This is a genomic window from Streptomyces sp. NRRL S-920 (assembly GCF_000717945.1).
Taxonomy (GTDB): domain Bacteria; phylum Actinomycetota; class Actinomycetes; order Streptomycetales; family Streptomycetaceae; genus Streptomyces; species Streptomyces alboniger.
Window position 1 is genome coordinate 148,411 of the sequence record NZ_JODF01000010.1, and the last position, 19,535, is coordinate 167,945.

A 19,535-nucleotide genomic window follows, 5' to 3' on the forward strand; every position below is an offset into this window, starting at 1 on the left:
ACCCTTTAACGCGGTCCGCCCCGTGCGGTTGCGGGGGCGCGTATCGCTTTGCCCTGCGGGCCGCGCGACTAGTACCGTGGAGGACGCGATTGGTGACACCCCGCCTGGCTGTGTCATCATCTGCACGCACCCCCGCGCTCGCGCAGGTGTGCAAGCTGGAGGCGTCGCCTAGTCCGGTCTATGGCGCCGCACTGCTAATGCGGTTTGGGCCTTAAAGCCCATCGAGGGTTCAAATCCCTCCGCCTCCGCGCTGTGAGCCCGAAGCCCCGGTCGTACGCGACCGGGGCTTCGGTCGTCTCCGGGCTTCGGCCGGGGCTGCCCAAGGGCGTTTGCCCAGCTCAGAGCCGGTTTGGGAAACGGATTTCGCCTCACGGCGCAGGTCATGTAATGTTGTTCTCGCAACGCCGACGGGGCAGAAAAAACCCCGGAAGCACAAGCACTCGTAGCTTAACGGATAGAGCATCTGACTACGGATCAGAAGGTTGCAGGTTCGAATCCTGCCGAGTGCACAGCAGACCAGAGGCCCTCAGGAGAAATCCTGAGGGCCTCTGGTCGTTTGTGCGGGCTTCCTTCCGGGAGGGGTACGGCGATGGAGTGGCGTTGCGCGGGGCTCGGGTGGCCGGGTGGGGGGCCTGTGCTGCGGTGGGAGGGCGGGAGGACCAGCGCCCTCGCCTATGGGAGGGCGCTCGGGTTCCGGGCCGTCGGTGAGCGGCGGTGTGTGGGGGCGCGGGGGAATCCGTGTCCGCTGCGGGCCGTGGTGCCGGCGCGGGCCGCGCAGGCGCGGTGTCCCGAGTGCGCGCGGCTCGACCGGGTGTTCTCCGTGGCGGCGGACGGGGTGCCGGACGATCCGCGGACGTACCGGGTGTATCTCGCGTGGTTCGGGAGCGGTCTCGTCAAGGTCGGGATCACCGCGGAGGAGCGGGGTGCCGTGCGCCTGCTTGAGCAGGGGGCCGTGGCGTTCTGCTGGCTGGGGCGGGGGCCGTTGATGGCGGCCCGGCGTACGGAGGAGCTGCTGCGGGCGGCGCTCGGGGTGCCGGACCGGGTGCCGTACGCGCGCAAGCGGGCGGTGCGGGGGGCGCTGCCCGGGTGGGACGAACGGGCGGCGGAGTTGGCGGAGCTTTACCGGCGGGCCGTCGTACTGGAGGGGTGGGCCGAGGCGTTGGAGCGGGTCGCCTTCGAGGCGGTCGATCACGCGGCGGCGTTCGGTCTGGGGCCGGGCGGTGCCGGGGCGGCGCGGGGTGTGGTGCGGGAGGTCGCCGACGGCGGGGCGGTCGCGGGGCGGCTTGTCGCGGCGGCCGGACCTGACCTGTATCTGGAGATCGCGGGCGCGGGCGAGGACGGGAGCGGGGGCGGGGGCCTGCTTGTCGTCGATACGCGGGCGCTCGTGGGGTGGGAGCTGGCGGGGGCCGACGCGGAGGCGGGGGTGACCGTGCCGGTTGAGGGGCTGGGGCCGGTGACGAGGGGCGCGGGGGAGCAGGGCGGGCTGTTCTGAGGGGGGGGGGGCTTCGCTGCCCGGGTTGTGCTCCGTGGGCTTCGCTGACCGGGTTGTGCTCCGCGGGGCTTGCGGGCCTGTTGTGCCTCGCGGCTTCGCTGACTGGGCTGTGCTCCGTGGGCTTCGCTGACCGGGTTGTGCTCCGTGGGCCTTGGGGGCCTGTTGTGCCTCGCGGCTTCGCTGACCGGGCTGTGCTGCGCGGGCTTCGCTGACCGGGTTGTGCTCCGTGGGCCTTGGGGGCCTGTTGTGCCTCGCGGGGCCTCGCTGACTGGGCTGTGCTCCGTGGGCTTCGCTGACCGGGTTGTGCTCCGCGGGCCTTGGGGGCCTGTTGTGCCCCGCGGGGCCTCGCTGACCGGGCTGTACCTCGCAGCTTCGCTGACCGGGCTGTGCCTCGCGGGCCTTGCGGCCCGTTGTGCCCCGCAGGCTTCGCTGACCGGAAGGTCAAGGCTCGGTGACCGGAGGGCAAGGAGTGGCCGGGGAGGGTGGACACGGGGAGCCGGGGCTCTGAGGGTGGGGGCATGAGTGATACAGTGGGGCCGGTCGGGCCCTTTGAACCGCCTTACTACGCCGTCGTCTTCACCTCGGTCCTCGCCGAGGGCGGCGAGGGGTACGAGGAGACGGGCGAGCGTATGGATGAGCTGGTCGCCGCCGTGCCCGGGTTCCTCGGGGCCGAGTCCGCGCGGACGCCCGGCGGGGTCGGCATCACCGTCGGGTACTTCCGGGACGAGGACGCCATCAAGGCCTGGCAGGGCGATCCCGAGCACCGTGCGGCACAGCGGCGCGGGCGCGAGGAGTGGTACGAGTCGTACGCCGTGCACGTCGCCAAGGTCGAGCGGAGTTACGGCCATGTGCGGGGGTAGCGGAGGCCGGGACGGCGTGAGCGGCCCGGAGGCCGCCGGGGTGCGGGAGTTCTGGGGGCGGCTCGGGCTGCCCGGGCTCATCGACGTACACACGCACTTCATGCCGGACCGGGTGCTGCGGAAGGTCTGGGCCTACTTCGACGCCTACGCGGCCGGCGGCGGGGTGGAGTGGCCCATCAGCTACCGGCACGAGGAGGAGCGCCGGGTCGAGCTGCTCGGGGAGTTCGGGGTGCGGGCCTTCACCTCGATGATCTATCCGCACAAGGCGGGGATGGCGAAGTGGCTCAACGGCTGGGCCGTCGACTTCGCGCGGCGCACGCCCGGGTGCCTCCAGACCGCGACCTTCTTCCCGGAGCCGGGAGTCGAGGAGTACGTGCGGGACGCCGTCGAGGCGGGGGCCCGGGTCTTCAAGGCGCATGTGCAGGTGGGGGGTTACGACCCCAATGACGTCCTGCTCGATCCCGTGTGGGGGCTGCTCGCCGAGGCCGGGATCCCCGTGGTGACGCACTGCGGGTCCGGGCCCGAACCCGGTAAGCACACCGGTCCCGGCGTGATGGCGCGGCTGCTCGCGCGGCATCCGCGGCTGCGGCTCGTCGTGGCGCACATGGGGATGCCCGAGTACGCCGACTTCCTCGACCTCGCCGAGCGGTACGAGGAGGTGCGCCTCGACACGACCATGGCGTTCACCGACTTCAGCGAGGGGCTGATGCCGTTTCCGAAGGCGGAGTCGGGGCGGCTGGTGGAGTTGGGCGAGCGGATCCTGCTGGGGAGCGACTTTCCCAACATCCCGTACCCGTACGTCCATCAGCTGGAGGCGCTGGAGCGGCTCGGCCTGGGGGACGCGTGGCTGCGGGGAGTGCTGTACGGGAACGGGGCCCGGGTCTTCGGGGTGCGCTGAGAGTTCGCGCGCCCGAGCCGCGGGTGGCCCCGCCCCCTCACCGGCGGTCGTCCGTCAGCAGGTGCGGCCGACGTAGTGCGCGCCCTGGATCTTGCTTGCCGAGCCCAGCCAGGTCCTGCCGGGGGCGACGCAGCGCTCGTAGTCGGGGGCCAGGGCGACCCTGACCTCGATGACGACCCGGGAGCCGTCCGACGTGCAGTGGTTGTAGTAGGCGTCGGAGTGGGTCTCGTAGAAGCCGCACGGGTCGGCGGCCGCGGGAGCCGCGGTGGCGGTCACCGCGCCCAGGGACGTGAGGGCGAGGGCGGTGGCGGAGAGGGCGGTGGTCGCCAGGCGTCGGATACGTGCGAAGGCCACGAAGGCTCCTTGATCGGGTCGGAGGTGGGAGGACTGCGTCACAGAGTCGGTCCGCGGAGCTGGGCTGCGCGGATCTTGACTTGAGGGTCCCAACGCGGACCCGGACCACCAGGGCAAACGGCGCGCGTTCACTCGGAAGAACGCCCCTCTTCAACCGATCAGATGGGCGGGGGACCGTTTCTCAGGGAATTCACAGCTTCGCGCAAGAGTGCTCTCAGGGGCACCGCCCAACCTCTGGGGTATGACCACGACCACGCCCCAGGCGCGTACCGAACCGCTCCGGCCGGACGGGAGTCCCGTCCGTGTACTCGTGGTGGACGACGAGGAGTCGCTCACCGAGTTGATGTCCCTGGCCCTGCGGTACGAGGGCTGGCAGATCCGCAGCGCGGGTGACGGCGCGGGCGCGGTGCGGGTGGCGCGCGCGTTCCGGCCCGACGCCGTGGTGCTGGACATGATGCTGCCCGACATGGACGGCCTCTCCCTGCTCGGCAGGCTGCGCCGGGAACTGCCGGACGTGCCCGTGCTGTTCCTGACCGCGAAGGACGCGCTGGAGGACCGCATCGCGGGGCTCACCGCGGGCGGCGACGACTACGTGACCAAGCCCTTCGGCCTGGAGGAGGTGGTGGCGCGGCTGCGCGGGCTCATCCGGCGGGCCGGGGCCGCCGACAAGCGCGGCGCGTCCACCCTGGTGGTGGGGGACCTGACGCTGGACGAGGACAGCCACGAGGTGACGCGCGGCGGGGACTCGATCCATCTGACCGCCACCGAGTTCGAGCTGCTGCGCTACCTCATGCGCAATCCGCGGCGCGTGCTCAGCAAGGCGCAGATCCTCGACCGGGTGTGGAACTACGACTTCGGCGGCCAGGCCAACGTCGTCGAGCTGTACATCTCGTATCTGCGCCGGAAGATCGATGCCGGGCGGGAGCCGATGATCCACACGCGGCGCGGGGCCGGGTACCTGATCAAGGCCGCGCTGACCGCGCCCGTCGCCTCGCCTTCGGGAGCCGCTTCTTCGTGAGTCGCCTCGCCCTCGTGAGAGGGCGCCTGAGGGGCCCGTGCCCATTGCCTTGTACGGCGTATGGGGTTTGTTCTACGGTGTACGTGACGTCAGCCTCGTACACCGTATAACCAGCCACCGGCCACGGCCGGGCATCGCCCTGAAGGAGCCCGCATGACGGCGACGACCGCGGAGACATCAGCCGCCCCACCCCGGCATCCGCAGCGCTGGCTGATCCTCGGCGTCATCTGCCTCGCCCAGCTCGTGGTGCTGCTCGACAACACCGTCCTGAGCGTGGCGATCCCCTCCCTCACCCGGGAGCTGGACGCGTCCACGTCCGACATCCAGTGGATGATCAACGCGTACTCGCTCGTGCAGTCCGGGCTGCTGCTCACCGCGGGCAGCTCCGCCGACCGCTACGGCCGCAAGAAGATGCTCATGGCGGGCCTCGCCCTCTTCGGCACCGGCTCGCTCGTCGCGGCGTTCGCGCAGTCCTCCGCGCAGCTCATCGCCGCCCGCGCGGGCATGGGGATAGGCGGCGCGCTCCTGATGACCACCACCCTCGCGGTCGTCGTGCAGATCTTCGACGACACCGAGCGCGTCAAGGCGATCGGCCTCTGGTCGACCATCAACTCCCTCGGATTCGCCGCCGGTCCGCTGCTCGGCGGCTTCATGCTGAACCACTTCTGGTGGGGCTCGATCTTCCTCATCAACCTGCCCGTGGCGCTGGTCGGTCTCGTCGCGGTCGCCAAGCTGGTGCCCGAGTCCAAGAACCGGCGGGGCGACCGGCCCGACCTGCTCGGCGCGCTGTTGTCGACGATCGGTATGGCCGCCGTGGTCTACGCGATCATCTCCGGGCCCGAACACGGCTGGACGTCCGCGCGGGTGCTGGGTGCCGCGGTCGCCGGTGTGCTGGTCCTCGGCGTATTCGTGCGCTGGGAGCTGCGCATCCCGTACCCGATGCTGGACATGCACTTCTTCCGCAACCAGCGGTTCATCGGCGCGGTGGCGGGCGCGATCCTCGTCGCGTTCGGCCTCGCCGGCTCCCTCTTCCTCCTCACCCAGCACCTCCAGTTCGTCCTCGGGTACGAGCCGTTGGAGGCGGGCCTGCGGACGGCGCCGCTCGCGGTGACCATCGTCGCCCTGAACCTCACGGGCGTCGGCGCGAAGCTGCACGCCAAGCTGGGCACCCCGGCGACGATCCTGTCCGGCATGAGCGCCTTGGCCGCGGGCCTCGCGGTGATCGCGCTGCTCGGCGGCGACGACTACAACGGCATGCTGGCCGGGCTCGTCGTCATGGGCGCGGGCATCGCGTTCGCCATGCCGGCCATGGCCAACGCCATCATGAGCGCGATTCCGGTGGAGAAGGCGGGCGTCGGCGCGGGCGTCAACGGCACGCTCGCGGAGTTCGGCAACGGCCTCGGCGTCGCCGTCCTCGGCGCGGTCCTCAACTCCCGCTTCGCCTCGCTCGTGGCGGTCTCCGCGGCGTCCTTCCCGGCCGCCGTGGCCGCGGCCGAGTCGCCGGGCGAGCGGGAGCGGATCGCCGACGCGTTCGCCTCCGGCCTTGAGACGAGTCAGCTGGTCGGCGCGGCCGCGGTGTTCCTCGGAGGTGTTCTCGCGGCGGCGTTGCTGCGCAGGGCGGAGAGGGCAGACTCGGTGGGGAAGGCGTCGGCATAGCATCGAGGCGCGCGGATCACTCCACTTCAGGCCCAGTACCAATTCAGGCCCAGTACCACTTCAGCCCCAGTACCAACGAGGAAGGTGCGCCATGGTCAAGGCAGCCGGCCGCACGAAGAACCTGGCGCGGACGAGCGTGTGGCTGGAGGGCAAGGCACCCCGCGGCGGCGGCCGCAAGGGCGACCAGCCGAGCGGCCTCGACCGGGACCGCATCACCGAGGCCTCGGTCCGGCTCCTGGACGCGGAGGGCCTCGCCAAGTTCTCCATGCGCAGGCTGGCCGCGGAGCTGAACGTGACGGCGATGTCCGTCTATTGGTACGTGGACACCAAGGACGACCTCCTGGAGCTGGCCCTCGACGCGGTCTGCGGCGAGATGAGCCTGCCCGGCGACGAGGCGCCCGACGGGGCCTGGCGCGATCAGCTCCGGTCCCTCGCCGATGAGTACCGCGCGCTGCTGATCCGCCACCCGTGGGTGTCGCCGCTGGTCGGCCGCTTCCTCAACATCGGGCCGAACTGGCTGGAGTTCGCGCTCGCGGTCCAGCGCACGGTGGGGAGGACGGGCCTTCCCGTGCATACGCGGCACGGCGCGATCGCGGCGGTCTTCCAGTTCGTGTACGGCTTCGGGACCATCGAGGGCCACTACATGGCGCGGTGCGCGGAGGCGGGGATGACCCAGGACGAGTACTACCGGGAGGCGACCGGGAGCGTCCAGATCGAACTGGCGTCGCACGGGATCATGGAGAGCGCCAGTGAGCTGCTGGCGGCGCGGGGCTCGGACACGGTCGAGAAGATGTGGGAGCGGGACTTCACGATCGCCCTCGACCTCCTGATCGCGGGCATCGAGTCCCTCCTCACCCGGGAGTAGCCGGGCGGCGCCGGCCCCGCGCGCGGCGGCGGCGTCACACCCCCGGCAGCGTCTCCCCCTGCACGGCCTGCACGTCCAGCTCCACCCGCAGTGTCGTGCCGATCGCCGAGATCCCCGCCTGCACCACCTGGTTGTAGTTCATCGCGAAGTCCTCCCGGCGCAGCTCGGCCGTGGCCCGGAACGCCGCCCGGGTCCCGCCCCAGGGGTCCGCCCCGGTGCCGAGGTAGCTCAGCTCCAGGTCGACGGGGCGTACGACACCGTGCATGCCCAGCTCCCCGTGCACCGTCCAGCGGTCCGGGCCCGCGGGCGTGAGCCCGTTCGACCGGTAGGTGATCTCGGGGTACTGGTCGACGTCCAGGAAGTCCGGCGACTTGAGGTGCCCGTCCCGCATGCCGTTGCCGGTGTCGATCGACGCCGCCCGGATGACCGCCTCGACCCGCGACTTCGCCACGTCCTCGGCGATCTCGACCCGGCCTCCGAACTCCAGGAACCGCCCGTGCACGCTCGTGATCCCGAGGTGCTGCGCGACGGCGCCCACCGTGGAGTGCGCGGGGTCGATGGTCCACGGGCCGGGCGGCGGCAGCTCGGTGCCGCCCTGCCGGGCGAGGACCACGTTGCCGACCTCGGCCCGCCCGCTGGCGGTGACCAGCGCGGTGGAGGCGACCGGCGCGTAGCCGACGGCGGTGACGATGACGGTGTACGGCCCCGCGGCGAGCACCGTGTCGTCGCGTACGACGCCCTCCCCGTCCGTGGCCGCCCGCAGCACCTGCGTCCCGGTCATGTCGGTCACCGTGACGACGGCGTGCGGCACGGCCCACCCGTCACGCGTGCGGATCCGAGCGTTGAGTCCCATCCCGTTTACTCCTAGCCGGGCCTCCCGCGCGGAAGGCCTCAAAAAGTTCGTACTGCGTCGGGCGCCGACGCCCGTGTAGAGAGCCCCGGGCCGCGGTGACCGGCCGTCCCTTGCCGTGAACGTCACCGCCGCCCGGGTCCCCTTTTCCGCAACCGGCCCGTGGCGGCGCCTCCGCTCGGGGCGCGGCCACGGGCCGGGGTCGTCACTCGCCCGGGTGGGCCAGTTCGATGTCGTGGCCGTCGATGCCGCTGCCGGTCACCGTCAGGCCGGTCGCCACCGGCGGGTATCCGTTCGCGATGACCGTGTACTCGCCGCTGTCGAGGTCGGTGAAGGCGTACGCCCCGTCCGCCCCGGTGGTCGCAGTGGCGACGACGTTTCCGGCGGCGTCCACCAGCGTGACGCGGGCGTCGTTCAGCGCCGAGCCGCCCGCGCGCACCGTGCCGAGCACCCGCGCACCGGAGTTCAGCTCGACCTCGACCCGGGTTACCCCGGTCCCGCCGACCTCGACCGGCAGCGCGACGGGCCGGTGACCGGCGGCGTTCACCGCGATGGTCACACTGCCGGGCACCAGCTCGGCGAAGGTGAACTCGCCCTGCTCGCCGGAGAGTCCGGTGGCCAGGACGTCACCGCGCACATCGGTCACGATGACCATGGCCCCGGAGACCGGCAGCTTGCTGTCCGCGTCCCGCACGAGCCCGCTCAGCCCGCTGGTGCCGCTGAGCAGGATGTCGTACGCGAGGGCGTCCTCGCCGACGACGACGGTCGACGCCTGCGGCTGGAACCCGTCGGCGGAGGCGATGAGCACGTACGAACCGGCGCCGGGGGCGTCGAGGGCGTAGGCCCCGTCGCCCTGGGCGACCGCGCGGCCCAGCTGACGTCCGCCGAGGGAGATCAGCGTGACCGCGGCCTGCGGCACGGGCGCGCTCTCGGCGCCGCGGACGTAACCGTGCACCGCGATGCCGTTGGTGACCGGCGGAAGCCCCCCGGCCGATGCCTCGGCGGCGGACGCCACGGCGGTGAGCCGCTGCGTGCCCTCGGGCCCGGTCTCGGTGCGCGCGGCGACGGAGGCGAGCACGGGCTCGTCGGCGACGGCCGCGGCAGCCGGTGCGGCGCCGCTCGGGGAGCTAGCGGAGGCCGTGGAGTCCGCGGGGCCCGACGCGGCCTGGGCGAGCGCGCCCGACGTCCGCAGCGGGACCTCCTTGATGAACAGCGTGATCAGGAAGGCGATCAGTGCCATCGGCGCGGCGATCAGGAAGACATCGGCGATGCCGTGCCCGTACGCGCTCTCCATCACCGTGCGGAACGGCTCGGGGATCTTGTCCAGGTCGGGGATGCCACCGCCACCGGTGCCGCCGTGGCCGAACTGCGCGGCGGCCTTCGGGCCGAGGTCGGTGATGCCGTCCTTCACATAGTCGGTGATGCGCGTGGCCATGACGGCGCCGAGCGCCGAGACACCCATCGCACCGCCCAGCGAGCGGAAGAAGGTGACGACGGAGGAGGCGGCACCGAGGTCCTGCGGCTCGACCTGGTTCTGCGTGCAGAGCACCAGGTTCTGCATCATCATGCCGATGCCGAGACCCATCAGGGCCATGTAGATCGCGATGTGCCAGTACTCGGTGTCGTACCGGATGGTGCCGAGCAGACCGAGGCCCGCCGTCACCAGCAGACCACCGCTGACCAGCCAGGCCTTCCACTTGCCCGTCTTGGTGATGACCTGGCCCGAGACGGTGGACGAGATGAACAGACCACCGATCATCGGGATCGTCATGACGCCGGACATCGTCGGGGACTCCCCCCGCGCCAGCTGGAAGTACTGGCTGAAGAAGACCGTGCCCACGAACATCGCGACGCCCACGAAGAGCGAGGCGAGCGAGGCGAGCGTGATGGTGCGGTTGCGGAAGAGCCGCAGCGGAATGATCGGCTCGCTGGCCTTGGACTCGACGAGGACGAAGAGCAGCCCGAGGACGATCGAACCGCCGACCATGGCGCCGGTCTGCCACGACATCCAGTCGTACTTGTCACCGGCGAAGGTGACCCAGACGAGCAGCAGGCAGACGGCGGCGCTGATGAAGAAGGCACCGGCCCAGTCGACCTTCACGTCGCGCTTGACGACGGGGAGCTTCAGGGTCTTCTGGAGGACGATCAGCGCGATGATCGCGAAGGGTACGCCGACGTAGAAGCACCAGCGCCAGCCGAGCCACGAGGTGTCGGTGATGACGCCGCCGAGCAGCGGCCCGCCCACGGTGGCGACGGCGAAGGTCGCGCCGAGGTAACCGGAGTAACGCCCGCGCTCACGCGGGGAGATCATCGCGGCCATGACGATCTGCGCCAGGGCGGAGAGACCGCCGACGCCGATGCCCTGCACGACGCGGCAGGCGATCAGCATGCCCGCGCTCTGCGAGAGACCGGCGACGATCGACCCGCCGACGTAGATGATCAGGGCTATCTGGACCAGGGCCTTCTTGCTGAAGAGGTCCGACAGCTTGCCCCACAGCGGGGTGGTCGCCGTCATCGCGAGGAGCGAGGCGGTGACGACCCAGGTGTAGGCGGACTGGCCGCCGCCGAGGTCGCCGATGATTTCGGGCAGGGCGTTGGAGACGATCGTGGACGACAGGATCGCCACGAACATGCCGAGCAGCAGCCCGGACAGCGCTTCCATGATCTGCCGGTGCGTCATCGGAGCGTTCGCGTCGGTGTGACCGTGGTGGGCTCCGTGCTTGGCATGGCTGCCCCGCACACCGGCTGGTGTGGTTGTTGCCATGGGTTTCCTTTTCTTACGCGGGTGTACGGGTGGTCTCTGGGGTGGTCTGTGCGTCGGGCAGCCGGGCCGAAGCCGCGCGGCAGTCCCCGAAGCTGTCGCGCAGACGCGCGAGCAGCGTGCTGAGCTGGACGACCTCGTCGTCGGTCCAGTCGTGCAAGTAGTGGGTGAGCGTCCGGATGGACAGCTCGGACAGCTCGTCGACCTTGGCCTTGCCCTCGGGCGTGAGCCGCAGGATGCGGGAGCGCTTGTCGGCGGGGTCGGGGTCGCGGACGATCCACTGCCGCTCCGCGACGTGCGCGACGTGGCGGCTGGTGACCGACATGTCGACGGCGAGCAGCTCCGCGAGCCGGCTCATCCGCACGGCGCCGTGGCGCTCCAGCAGCACGAGGACGGCGGCGGACCCGCCGGGGCAGTCGTGGGGCAGACCCCGCCCGAGGCCCCGCTTGACGGCACCGATGGCGCTGAGCTGTCGGGCCAGCTCCTCGTACTGACGCTGCGCGGCCACGGCACCTCCTGGGTATTTGTTGCTTAGGGCAACGATAGAAGCAGTTGGTTGCCGCAGGCAAACTAAAATCGGACCAACGCCCTAAAGAGTCGGCAAAGGTCTGGGGGTACGGTCGTAAAGTCCCAGGCGGGCAGGGGTTGGGCCGGGAGCAGTGCATTCGCTAGGGTCCTGACCCATGGCACACAACCCCCAGGGATCCCAGGGCAACCCCGATCCCGCCGGCAGCACGCAGATGTTCCGCGCCTTCGTCGACGAGGCGCCGCGGGGCCGCCAGCAGGCGGCGGCTTCTTCCTCCGGCCCGCGGGTCGGCCTGATCCTCGGCGTGGTCCTCGCGGTCGCGGTGGTGGCGGCGGTGGCGTGGCTCGCGCTTAAGTAGCGGCGGCGCTTTGGCGGGGGTAGGGCTTCTGTTGTCTGCGGGTCCGCTGTGGCCGGTCGCGCAGTTCCTCGCGCCCCTGACGGGGCGCGTCCCGTCACGCTTGTTCCGACCCGCGGGTCGGCGGTCCTCGCGGTCGCGGTGGCGGCGCTTTGGCGGGGGTGGGGCGTCTTCTGCCTGCGGGCTCGCTGTGGCTGGGCGCGCAGTTCCCCGCGCCCCTGACGGGGCGCATCCCGCCACGCCCGTCATGAGGAGCGCCCCGATAGGGGCGCGGGGAACTGCGCGAGCGGGCACGACGCGCCCGCACACAAAGAACCGGCCCCCGGAGGGCAGGCGCTAGGTCCACTTCGTGGAGACGTCACGCGTCTCCACCCGCATGCCCAGCGGCACGCGCCACGCGTCCACGCACACCAGCCAGGTCCTCCGCCTCTCCCCGCCGGAGGCGACCGGCACCGGCAATGGCACGGTCGACTCGACCGTGCCCCAGTCGATACCCAGCGCGCCGATGATGTGCGTACCGAAGGTGACCGTCCCCGAACGGACCGGGGAGCCCCCGGTGTTGCGGAAGGTGACCGTCACTTTCTCGCACCAGCGCCTGTCCGCGGGCGCGCGCTCCGGGTCGCCGACGCGCAGCTCGGCGGGGCCTGCCGGGCCCGGCTCCGACGGGGACGGTTCGCCAGAGGGGCCGGCCTCAGGGCCTTCAGAAGTCTCCGGGGCTTCAGGAGTTCGAGGAGCTTCGGCGGTCTCAGGGGATCGGGAAGCTTCGGGAGTGGCAGAAGCCCCAGGGGCCCCGTCCGGACGGCCGCCCCCGGCAGAAGGAGCTGAACTGCCGCTGTCGGCAGGTGACTTCCCCTCCGAGTCACCCTTGCCGCCACTTCCGTCGAGCGGGATCAGCCTGACGCCACCCGTCGGGCCCGCAGCCCGGTCCGGCGAGGAATCCGGCACTCCGGACGCCGCATAGCCGCCGTCGCTCTCGCCCCCGCACTCCGCGAGGAACCCACCGAGGCACGTCACGGCCACGGACGCACCGAGCAGCACGTTCCGAACACCACGTCGCATCGGGTCAGTGTGGCTGACGGCCCGTCACTTAGGAACCCCGTCAGCAACTCCGGTCACGACACGGCGGGTTGAGGGACCGCGTCAGTCCGAGATGAGGCCGTCGCGCAGCTGCGCCAGCGTCCGCGTGAGCAGCCGCGAAACGTGCATCTGCGAGATGCCGACCTCCTCGCCGATCTGCGACTGCGTCATGTTGGCGAAGAAGCGCAGCATGATGATGCGGCGCTCGCGCGGCGGCAGCTTGGCGAGCAGCGGCTTGAGCGACTCGCGGTACTCGACGCCCTCCAGGGCCGTGTCCTCGTACCCGAGGCGGTCCGCGAGGGAGCCCTCGCCGCCGTCGTCCTCGGGGGCGGGGGAGTCGAGTGAGGAGGCGGTGTAGGCGTTGCCCACCGCGAGGCCGTCGACGACGTCCTCCTCCGACACCCCGAGCGCCAGGGCCAGTTCGGGCACGGTCGGCGAGCGGTCGAGCCGCTGGGCCAGCTCGTCGCTCGTCTTCGTCAGGGCGAGCCGCAGCTCCTGGAGGCGGCGCGGGACGCGCACCGACCAACTGGTGTCGCGGAAGAAGCGCTTGATCTCACCGACGACCGTCGGCATCGCGAACGTCGGGAATTCCACGCCCCGTTCGCAGTCGAAACGGTCGATCGCCTTGATCAGGCCGATCGTGCCGACCTGGACGATGTCCTCCATCGGTTCGTTGCGGCTGCGGAAGCGGGCCGCCGCGTACCGCACGAGCGGGAGGTTCAGCTCGATGAGCGTGTCGCGTACGTAGACACGCTCCGGGCTGTCCTGGTCGAGCGTGGCGAGCCGCAGGAACAGGGAGCGGGACAGGGTCCGGGTGTCGATGGCTTCCGGGGCCGTTGCGCTCTGGAGAGCTTCGGGTGCGCTCTGGAGAGCGTCGGGTGCGCTCGGAAGCGCGTCGGCGGGTGCGGATTCGCTCGGGCTCTTCGTGAGCGTGAGCGTGAGCACCTTCGAGCTGCCCTGGTCTGCGGACATGCCACCCCCTTGAGGTCGCGGACGGTCGCGGCGGACGCTCCCGTCGGAGGAACGCAGCCTCCACCTGAATACCGGAGGTGGGGCTACGGCAAACGCGGTTCCAGCAGAATGTCACATGTCGGCAACACGCTGTAGTTACTTGTCGACAAACAAGGGTGACATCCGTGCAGGAAAGAGGGGGTCTGGGGCTTTTCAGCAAGCAGTGCCGTCGGGAACAGCCCCGACGGCACTCCACTCGATACGGTTACGCCTCGATCCGATTTGCGGATCGAAGTCGTGCGAAGCTCCTGGCCAGCAGTCTCGACACATGCATCTGGGAAACGCCCAATTCGGCGCTGATCTGTGATTGCGTCAGATTGCTGTAGTAGCGGAGCAGCAGGATCCGCTGCTCCCGCTCGGGCAGTTGGACGAGGAGGTGGCGTACGAGATCGCGGTGCTCGACGCCGTCGAGCGCGGGGTCCTCGTAGCCGAGCCGGTCGAGCAGGCCGGGCAGCCCGTCGCCCTCCTGGGCGGCCTCCAGTGAGGTCGCGTGGTACGACCGCCCCGCCTCGATGCAGGCGAGCACCTCCTCCTCGGTGATGCGCAGCCGCTCGGCGATCTCCGCGGTCGTCGGGGAGCGCCCGAAGGCGGTGGTGAGGTCCTCGGTCGCCCCGGTCACCTGGACCCACAGCTCGTGCAGCCGCCGCGGCACGTGGACCGTACGTACGTTGTCGCGGAAGTACCGCTTGATCTCGCCGACGACCGTCGGCATCGCGAAGGTGGGGAACTGCACCCCGCGGTCCGGGTCGAACCGGTCGATGGCGTTGATGAGCCCGATGGTGCCGACCTGGACGACGTCCTCCATCGGCTCGTTGCGGCTGCGGAAGCGGGCCGCCGCGTACCGCACGAGCGGCAGGTTGGCCTCGATGAGGGCGCCGCGCACCCGGCCGTGCTCGGGGCTGCCCGGCTCCAGCTCCTTGAGCTGGCCGAAGAGGACCTGGGTGAGGGCCCGGGTGTCGGCTCCACGGGTGCTTCCGGTGCTTCCGGTGCTCGGGGCGGCCTTGGCGGGGGGACTGGTCGCGGCGGGCGTGGCGGTCGCGGCGGACGTGGTGGGCGGAGCCGTCTTCGCGGGTGGAGCCTCAGGCGCAGTACTGGCCGGCACGGTCAACGCCACCCCTTCTCAGTCAAGCCCAGTCAAGCTCGATCGACCTTGGCCACTTCGTCGATCGACCTCGGTCAACTCATCCGTCAAAAGCGGTCATAGCATCACAAGACATGTGCACTGTGTGCAAGCACCCGATAACTACGTGTTGAGGGCGAAGTTGGGGCCGGGGATGCCGAACGGCCCCGCACCATCGTGGTGCGGGGCCGTTCGGGAAGCCTCGGGTACAGGGTCCGCCCGGTGGTTCAGAACTCGTAGTCGGCGATCACCCACGTGGCGAACTCCCGCCACAGCGCGACGCCCGCCTGGTGGGCCGGGTGCTCGATGTACCGCTTCAGCGCATCGGTGTCCTCGACCGCCGAGTTGATGGCGAAGTCGTAGGCGATGGGGCGGTCGGTGATGTTCCAGTCGCACTCCCAGAACGTCAGCTCCGGGATCTGCTCGCCGAGGGCGCGGAAGGCCTTGACGCCCTCGACCACGCGCGGCTCGTCGCGCCGCACACCGTCGTTGAGCTTGAAGAGGACCAGATGGCGGATCACGGGCACTCCTTGGAGAGGGCTGGGGCCGGGCGGCGCCGGCGGCCTGGGCGGCCGCTCAGTCCTTGCCTCCGTTGGCGACCCAGGTCATGAAGTCACCGATGCTCTGAGCGGCGCTCGAAATGCCTTCGAACCCTATCTGCACGTAGTCGGCGGCCTTGGCGGGGTCGGTGATGATCACGTAGAGCACGAAGACGACCACCACGAAGAGGCCGATCTTCTTCCACTGCACCGCCACGATCTGGCCTCCCCTTACCCGCGCCCCGTGTGACCCCTGTGACCGCGGTGAGTCTAACCCGGCCCGTATTCACCGGGCTTTTAGGGACCAACGGCCCGACGGCAGAGGCCCTTTGCCTGCCCTGCCCGGCCCGCGCGGGGCGCAGGATGGAGAGTGAGCCCGGCGGATCTGGCAGGAATCCACGGGCGAGGGACCGACCCCACTGCGGGGTCCGCGCCGTGCGCTTCCCCCCGACGACGGCGCGGACTTGAGGGCCGGCCCCCATCGGGGGAAGCGGCTTGTCCCCCCGATGCCGCTTCCCCCGTCCTCTTCCCTCAGCCTCTTCCCCAGGCCTCTGGCTGCACGACGAAGGGCCCGTCCAATGGACGGGCCCTTCGTGCTGAGAAGCGGTAGCGGTGGGATTTGAACCCACGGAAGGGGGTTACCCTTCACTCGCTTTCGAGGCGAGCTCCTTCGGCCGCTCGGACACGCTACCGAGAGGAACTCTAGCCCAAGGTGGCCCGTGTTCTGAAATCCGTTGGGCAGGTCTCTGTATCACCGGTTCCGGAAGAAGTCCGTCAGCGGGGTGGCGCACTCCTCCGCGAGGACCCCCTGGACGACCTCGGGGCGGTGGTTGAGCCTCCGGTCGCGTACGACGTCCCAGAGTGAGCCCGCGGCTCCGGCCTTGTCGTCCCGCGCGCCGTAGACGACCCGGTCGACGCGGGACTGGACGAGCGCGCCCGCGCACATCGTGCAGGGCTCCAGCGTCACGACGAGCGTGCAGCCGGTCAGTCGCCACTGCCCCAGTTCGGCGGCGGCCCTGCGCAGGGCGAGCACCTCCGCGTGCGCGGTGGGGTCGCCGGTCAGTTCGCGTTCGTTGTGCCCCGCGCCGAGCACCGTCGTGCCGTCCGGGGACAGCACGACGGCGCCGACGGGTACGTCACCGCCCCTGCCGGCCAGCTCGGCCTCGGCCAGAGCCAGCCGCATGGGCGCCCGCCAGCGGTCGCGTACGGGGTCGTGTTCGGTGAGGTGGTCCACACCCGGAACCTAGTCCACCCCCCGGAAGCTAGCGGACGGCCTCCAGCACCTCCGCCGCGCCGAGGATGTCGGCGATCGAGTTCAGGGCGTCCCCGGCCTCCAGGCCGAGCAGGTCCTTGCGCGGTACACCGAGGTCGGCGAGGAGTTCCGTGTCGCCGAGCGGGCCCGCGGGCACCGCGTCACCGGATTCGACGGGCCCCTCGTCCCCGTCGTCGGCGGAATCCTCCGGTTCTCCGTCCTCCGTACCGTCGAGGTCGAGTGCGTCGAGGTCGGCGACCGTGTCGTCGGCCCCCGGGTCGCGGCCGAGCATCTCGTCGGTGAGCAGGATCTCCCCGTACGAGCTGCGGGCGGCCGCGGCCGCGTCCGAGACGTAGATACGCGGGTCCTCCTCGCCGTCCACACGGACGACGCCGAACCACGCTTCTTCCTGTTCGATGAAGACGAGCACTGTGTCGTCGTCGTAGTCGGCCGTGGCTTCACGGGCCAGATCGGCCAGATCCGCCAGGGTCTCCACATCGTCGAGCTCCGTGTCGCTCGCTTCCCACCCGTCTTCGGTGCGCGCGAGCAGTGCGGCGAAGTACACCGTGACTCTCCCACTGGTCATAGGCAGTGCCGGTTGGCGGTTTGGGGTCCCCCCGGCGAGGTCGGGGAGCGGGGAGTGCTGTGTCGAGCCCCGCCCATTCGGAATCGTGGCAGAAACCGCGCCGTCAGGAGAGGTCTTCGGGCCGCTGTGTCCGCGTCGCGTTCATCCGGTGCCCCCGTGGGGCCCGCCGCACGCCGGGGCGGTCACCAGCGGAACGTACGCATACGCATCTGCTGACGCATCCGTGCCGCCCGGGCGCGGCGCGGCTTCACGCGGTCGCGGAGCTCGATGGCCTCGGCACGCTCCCGCAGGAACTGGGCACGCCGCCTGCGGCGCTCGGCATCGGTCTCGTCGTCCGGCTTGCGTTCCGCCATGAGCCACACCACCTCGGTTCGTACGTCCCCACCTTCCCCCGGTCGGCGGTGTTGATGCCAGCGCCGTACAGGGTCCGGGCCCGGTTACTGTTGACGTCATGCGGATCCACGTCGTCGACCACCCGCTGGTGGCGCACAAACTCACCACGCTGCGCGACAAGCGCACCGACTCCCCGACCTTCCGGCGCCTCGCCGACGAGCTGGTCACCCTGCTCGCGTACGAGGCCACCCGGGACGTGCGCACCGAGCAGGTCGACATCGAAACCCCGGTGACGAGGACGACGGGCGTCAAGCTCTCGTACCCGCGTCCGCTGGTCGTGCCGATCCTGCGGGCGGGCCTCGGCATGCTCGACGGCATGGTGCGGCTGCTCCCGACCGCCGAGGTCGGCTTCCTCGGCATGATCCGCAACGAGGAGACCCTGGAGGCCTCCACGTACGCGACGCGCATGCCCGAGGACCTCTCCGGGCGCCAGGTGTACGTCCTGGACCCGATGCTCGCCACGGGCGGCACGCTCGTCGCGGCGATCCGGGAGCTGATCAAGCGCGGCGCCGACGATGTGACCGCCGTGGTGCTGCTCGCCGCCCCCGAGGGCGTCGAGGTCATGGAGCGCGAGCTGGCGGGCACGCCGGTGACGGTCGTGACGGCCTCGGTCGACGAGCGGCTCAACGAGCAGGGCTACATCGTGCCCGGGCTCGGCGACGCGGGGGACCGGATGTACGGGGCGGCGGAGTAGCGAAGCCTGCCCGTTTCCGGCTTCCGCCGGATCGGTAGTGGTAGCGGTCAGCAGTTCTTCGCGCCGCTGGACGGCTTGGGCGCCGGCTCGGGCTTGGTGAGTTCCGCCAGGGCCTTGTCGGCGTCCTCTTTTTTGGCCAGGTCCTTGAACCGCGTGCCGAGGATCAGGTCGACCTCGCCGCCCTCGCGGGTGTCGGTCCTGTGCTCGGCGCCCACGAGCTGCGTGCCGAGTACGGGAAGCGCGGTGCCGGCGGCCGCCTTGGCGCCGAGCAGTATCCCGGTGCCCTTGACCTTCTTGTCGAACTGCTTCGTCGCGTTGCCCACCTCGCCGATGGCGAAGCCGCGCTTCTTCAGCTCGTCGGCGGTTTTCTTGGCGAGGCCGCCACGGGGCGTGGCGTTGAAGACGTTGACGGTGATCTGGCCGGGCTTGGGCAGCGGTTTGGCCGCGGCCTTGGTGCCGGCCTTCGTCTTGTCCTCCGCCGCGGGCTTGTCCGGCTCGTCGGCGCAGTCCGGAGTGACCGGGCCCGTGGCCGACGCCTTGTCACCGCCCGAGAAGACGTGGATGAGCTGCAACGTGCCCCACCCGATCAGACCCACGGCCGCGGCGGACGCGATGATCGCGAGCACGAGCCTGCGGCGGCCGCCGGTGCGGCGCATGCGCGGATATTTGTCCCCCGTGATGCGGTATTCGCCGCCCATGCCGGGGGGAGTGAGCATGCTCATGGGCGCAGCGTAGTGCGGCGTGGCGGCGATGCCTACTAAATGATCATTGACCGGGGCCCAGTCCAACCCGAAAGGGCCAACGGGGGCCCGCCGCCGTCAGTCCAGTTCGAGTACGCGCGCGTGGAGCACCTGGCGCTGCTGGAGCGCGGCGCGGACCGCGCGGTGCAGCCCGTCTTCCAGGTAGAGGTCGCCCTGCCACTTCACGACGTGCGCGAAGAGGTCGCCGTAGAACGTCGAGTCCTCGGCGAGCAGGGTCTCGAGGTCGAGCTGCCCCTTGGTCGTCACGAGCTGATCGAGGCGGACCGGGCGCGGCGCGACGTCCGCCCACTGCCGGGTGCTTTCCCGGCCGTGGTCGGGGTACGGCCGGCCGTTTCCGATGCGCTTGAAGATCACACGGAAAGCCTACCGGTCAAGACTCTCCGGGCGCAGCCATGGCGACGGAGTACGCCCCTGGGAAATGCCACCGGAAAACGGGGCAAACCGGAAACGCGCGCGCTGGGAGCAGG

Annotated in this window: 22 protein-coding genes and 3 tRNA genes; 10 read left to right on the forward strand and 15 right to left on the reverse strand. The window is 70.8% G+C overall.

The features are described 5' to 3' along the window. The first annotated feature begins 157 nt into the window (after positions 1-157). The 5 genes from IG54_RS0110310 to IG54_RS0110330 all read left to right on the forward strand — a co-directional run bounded on the left by IG54_RS0110310 (position 158) and on the right by IG54_RS0110330 (position 3,250). Positions 158-248, forward strand: a tRNA-Ser gene (locus IG54_RS0110310). Positions 249-436: 188 nt separating this feature from the next. Further along, positions 437-509, forward strand: a tRNA-Arg gene (locus tag IG54_RS0110315). Between the two features lie 80 nt (positions 510-589). Then, positions 590-1,492: a DUF2797 domain-containing protein gene (locus IG54_RS0110320; protein ID WP_030780363.1), complete on the forward strand. Its 903-nt coding sequence runs from the start codon at positions 590-592 to the stop codon at positions 1,490-1,492. Between the two features lie 518 nt (positions 1,493-2,010). After that, positions 2,011-2,352 (forward strand): antibiotic biosynthesis monooxygenase family protein, encoded by a 342-nt coding sequence (locus IG54_RS0110325; protein ID WP_030780366.1) that lies wholly within the window; start codon positions 2,011-2,013, stop codon positions 2,350-2,352. After that, a complete protein-coding gene (locus IG54_RS0110330) occupies positions 2,339-3,250 on the forward strand; it encodes an amidohydrolase family protein (RefSeq protein ID WP_051819410.1) in 912 nt (303 codons plus the stop codon). The genes IG54_RS0110325 and IG54_RS0110330 overlap by 14 nt, the downstream gene beginning before the upstream one ends. 54 nt (positions 3,251-3,304) lie before the next feature. Here the strand turns inward: IG54_RS0110330 and IG54_RS0110335 are convergent, their stop codons facing one another. After that, on the reverse strand, positions 3,305-3,604 hold the full coding sequence (locus tag IG54_RS0110335; protein WP_030780372.1) for a DUF6355 family natural product biosynthesis protein: 300 nt from the start codon (positions 3,602-3,604) through the stop codon (positions 3,305-3,307). A 241-nt stretch (positions 3,605-3,845) separates the two neighbouring features. Between IG54_RS0110335 and IG54_RS0110340 the strand changes: the two genes are divergently transcribed. The 3 genes from IG54_RS0110340 (at position 3,846) to IG54_RS0110350 (ending at position 7,143) form a co-directional block, all read left to right on the forward strand. Next, positions 3,846-4,622 carry a response regulator transcription factor gene (locus IG54_RS0110340; RefSeq protein ID WP_051819411.1) on the forward strand — a complete coding sequence of 259 codons (777 nt, stop codon included), beginning with the start codon at positions 3,846-3,848 and terminating at the stop codon, positions 4,620-4,622. A gap of 153 nt (positions 4,623-4,775) precedes the next feature. Next, a complete protein-coding gene (locus tag IG54_RS0110345) occupies positions 4,776-6,278 on the forward strand; it encodes an MFS transporter (RefSeq protein WP_030780377.1) in 1,503 nt (500 codons plus the stop codon). Between the two features lie 91 nt (positions 6,279-6,369). After that, the gene (locus IG54_RS0110350; protein ID WP_030780380.1) at positions 6,370-7,143 is read left to right on the forward strand and encodes a TetR/AcrR family transcriptional regulator; all 774 of its coding nucleotides are present in this window, start codon (positions 6,370-6,372) and stop codon (positions 7,141-7,143) included. Positions 7,144-7,177: 34 nt separating this feature from the next. Here IG54_RS0110350 and IG54_RS0110355 read toward each other — a convergent pair whose 3' ends face one another. From IG54_RS0110355 to IG54_RS0110365, 3 genes are all read right to left on the reverse strand, one after another. Then, positions 7,178-7,996, reverse strand: coding sequence for a YceI family protein (locus IG54_RS0110355; RefSeq protein ID WP_030780384.1), 819 nt, complete (start codon positions 7,994-7,996; stop codon positions 7,178-7,180). 202 nt (positions 7,997-8,198) lie between these two features. Next, positions 8,199-10,757, reverse strand: coding sequence for an MFS transporter (locus IG54_RS0110360; protein WP_030780387.1), 2,559 nt, complete (start codon positions 10,755-10,757; stop codon positions 8,199-8,201). Between the two features lie 13 nt (positions 10,758-10,770). After that, positions 10,771-11,262 (reverse strand): MarR family winged helix-turn-helix transcriptional regulator, encoded by a 492-nt coding sequence (locus tag IG54_RS0110365; RefSeq protein WP_030780390.1) that lies wholly within the window; start codon positions 11,260-11,262, stop codon positions 10,771-10,773. 175 nt (positions 11,263-11,437) lie between these two features. Here IG54_RS0110365 and IG54_RS0110370 point away from each other — a divergent pair, with 175 nt between their 5' ends. After that, on the forward strand, positions 11,438-11,638 hold the full coding sequence (locus IG54_RS0110370; protein WP_030780393.1) for a hypothetical protein: 201 nt from the start codon (positions 11,438-11,440) through the stop codon (positions 11,636-11,638). A gap of 333 nt (positions 11,639-11,971) precedes the next feature. On the opposite strand, the gene IG54_RS42880 is transcribed toward IG54_RS0110370, so the two are convergent. The 9 genes from IG54_RS42880 to IG54_RS42490 form a co-directional block, all read right to left on the reverse strand. Continuing rightward, positions 11,972-12,214 (reverse strand): hypothetical protein, encoded by a 243-nt coding sequence (locus IG54_RS42880; protein WP_030780397.1) that lies wholly within the window; start codon positions 12,212-12,214, stop codon positions 11,972-11,974. A 561-nt stretch (positions 12,215-12,775) separates the two neighbouring features. Then, positions 12,776-13,684, reverse strand: coding sequence for an RNA polymerase sigma factor SigF (locus IG54_RS0110380; protein ID WP_030780399.1), 909 nt, complete (start codon positions 13,682-13,684; stop codon positions 12,776-12,778). 244 nt (positions 13,685-13,928) lie between these two features. After that, positions 13,929-14,837, reverse strand: coding sequence for an RNA polymerase sigma factor SigF (locus IG54_RS0110385; protein WP_030780400.1), 909 nt, complete (start codon positions 14,835-14,837; stop codon positions 13,929-13,931). A 233-nt stretch (positions 14,838-15,070) separates the two neighbouring features. Beyond that, the gene (locus IG54_RS0110390; RefSeq protein WP_030780402.1) at positions 15,071-15,364 is read right to left on the reverse strand and encodes a Dabb family protein; all 294 of its coding nucleotides are present in this window, start codon (positions 15,362-15,364) and stop codon (positions 15,071-15,073) included. Positions 15,365-15,419: 55 nt separating this feature from the next. Beyond that, the gene (locus IG54_RS0110395; protein ID WP_030780404.1) at positions 15,420-15,599 is read right to left on the reverse strand and encodes a hypothetical protein; all 180 of its coding nucleotides are present in this window, start codon (positions 15,597-15,599) and stop codon (positions 15,420-15,422) included. A 387-nt stretch (positions 15,600-15,986) separates the two neighbouring features. Further along, positions 15,987-16,074 (reverse strand) — tRNA-Ser (locus IG54_RS0110400). 59 nt (positions 16,075-16,133) lie between these two features. Continuing rightward, positions 16,134-16,565 carry a tRNA adenosine(34) deaminase TadA gene (gene tadA, locus IG54_RS0110405; RefSeq protein WP_030780406.1) on the reverse strand — a complete coding sequence of 144 codons (432 nt, stop codon included), beginning with the start codon at positions 16,563-16,565 and terminating at the stop codon, positions 16,134-16,136. Between the two features lie 79 nt (positions 16,566-16,644). Next, the gene (locus tag IG54_RS0110410) at positions 16,645-17,199 is read right to left on the reverse strand and encodes a hypothetical protein (protein WP_030780409.1); all 555 of its coding nucleotides are present in this window, start codon (positions 17,197-17,199) and stop codon (positions 16,645-16,647) included. A gap of 203 nt (positions 17,200-17,402) precedes the next feature. Then, positions 17,403-17,585 (reverse strand): hypothetical protein, encoded by a 183-nt coding sequence (locus IG54_RS42490; protein WP_030780412.1) that lies wholly within the window; start codon positions 17,583-17,585, stop codon positions 17,403-17,405. 86 nt (positions 17,586-17,671) lie between these two features. Here IG54_RS42490 and upp point away from each other — a divergent pair, with 86 nt between their 5' ends. Next, complete coding sequence (gene upp, locus IG54_RS0110420) at positions 17,672-18,307, forward strand: uracil phosphoribosyltransferase (protein ID WP_030780415.1); 636 nt, start codon at positions 17,672-17,674, stop codon at positions 18,305-18,307. 47 nt (positions 18,308-18,354) lie between these two features. On the opposite strand, the gene IG54_RS0110425 is transcribed toward upp, so the two are convergent. Continuing rightward, positions 18,355-19,029 (reverse strand): LytR C-terminal domain-containing protein, encoded by a 675-nt coding sequence (locus tag IG54_RS0110425; RefSeq protein WP_030780418.1) that lies wholly within the window; start codon positions 19,027-19,029, stop codon positions 18,355-18,357. Positions 19,030-19,125: 96 nt separating this feature from the next. After that, a complete protein-coding gene (locus tag IG54_RS0110430) occupies positions 19,126-19,422 on the reverse strand; it encodes a type II toxin-antitoxin system VapB family antitoxin (RefSeq protein WP_003999914.1) in 297 nt (98 codons plus the stop codon). Between the last annotated feature and the right edge of the window lie 113 nt (positions 19,423-19,535).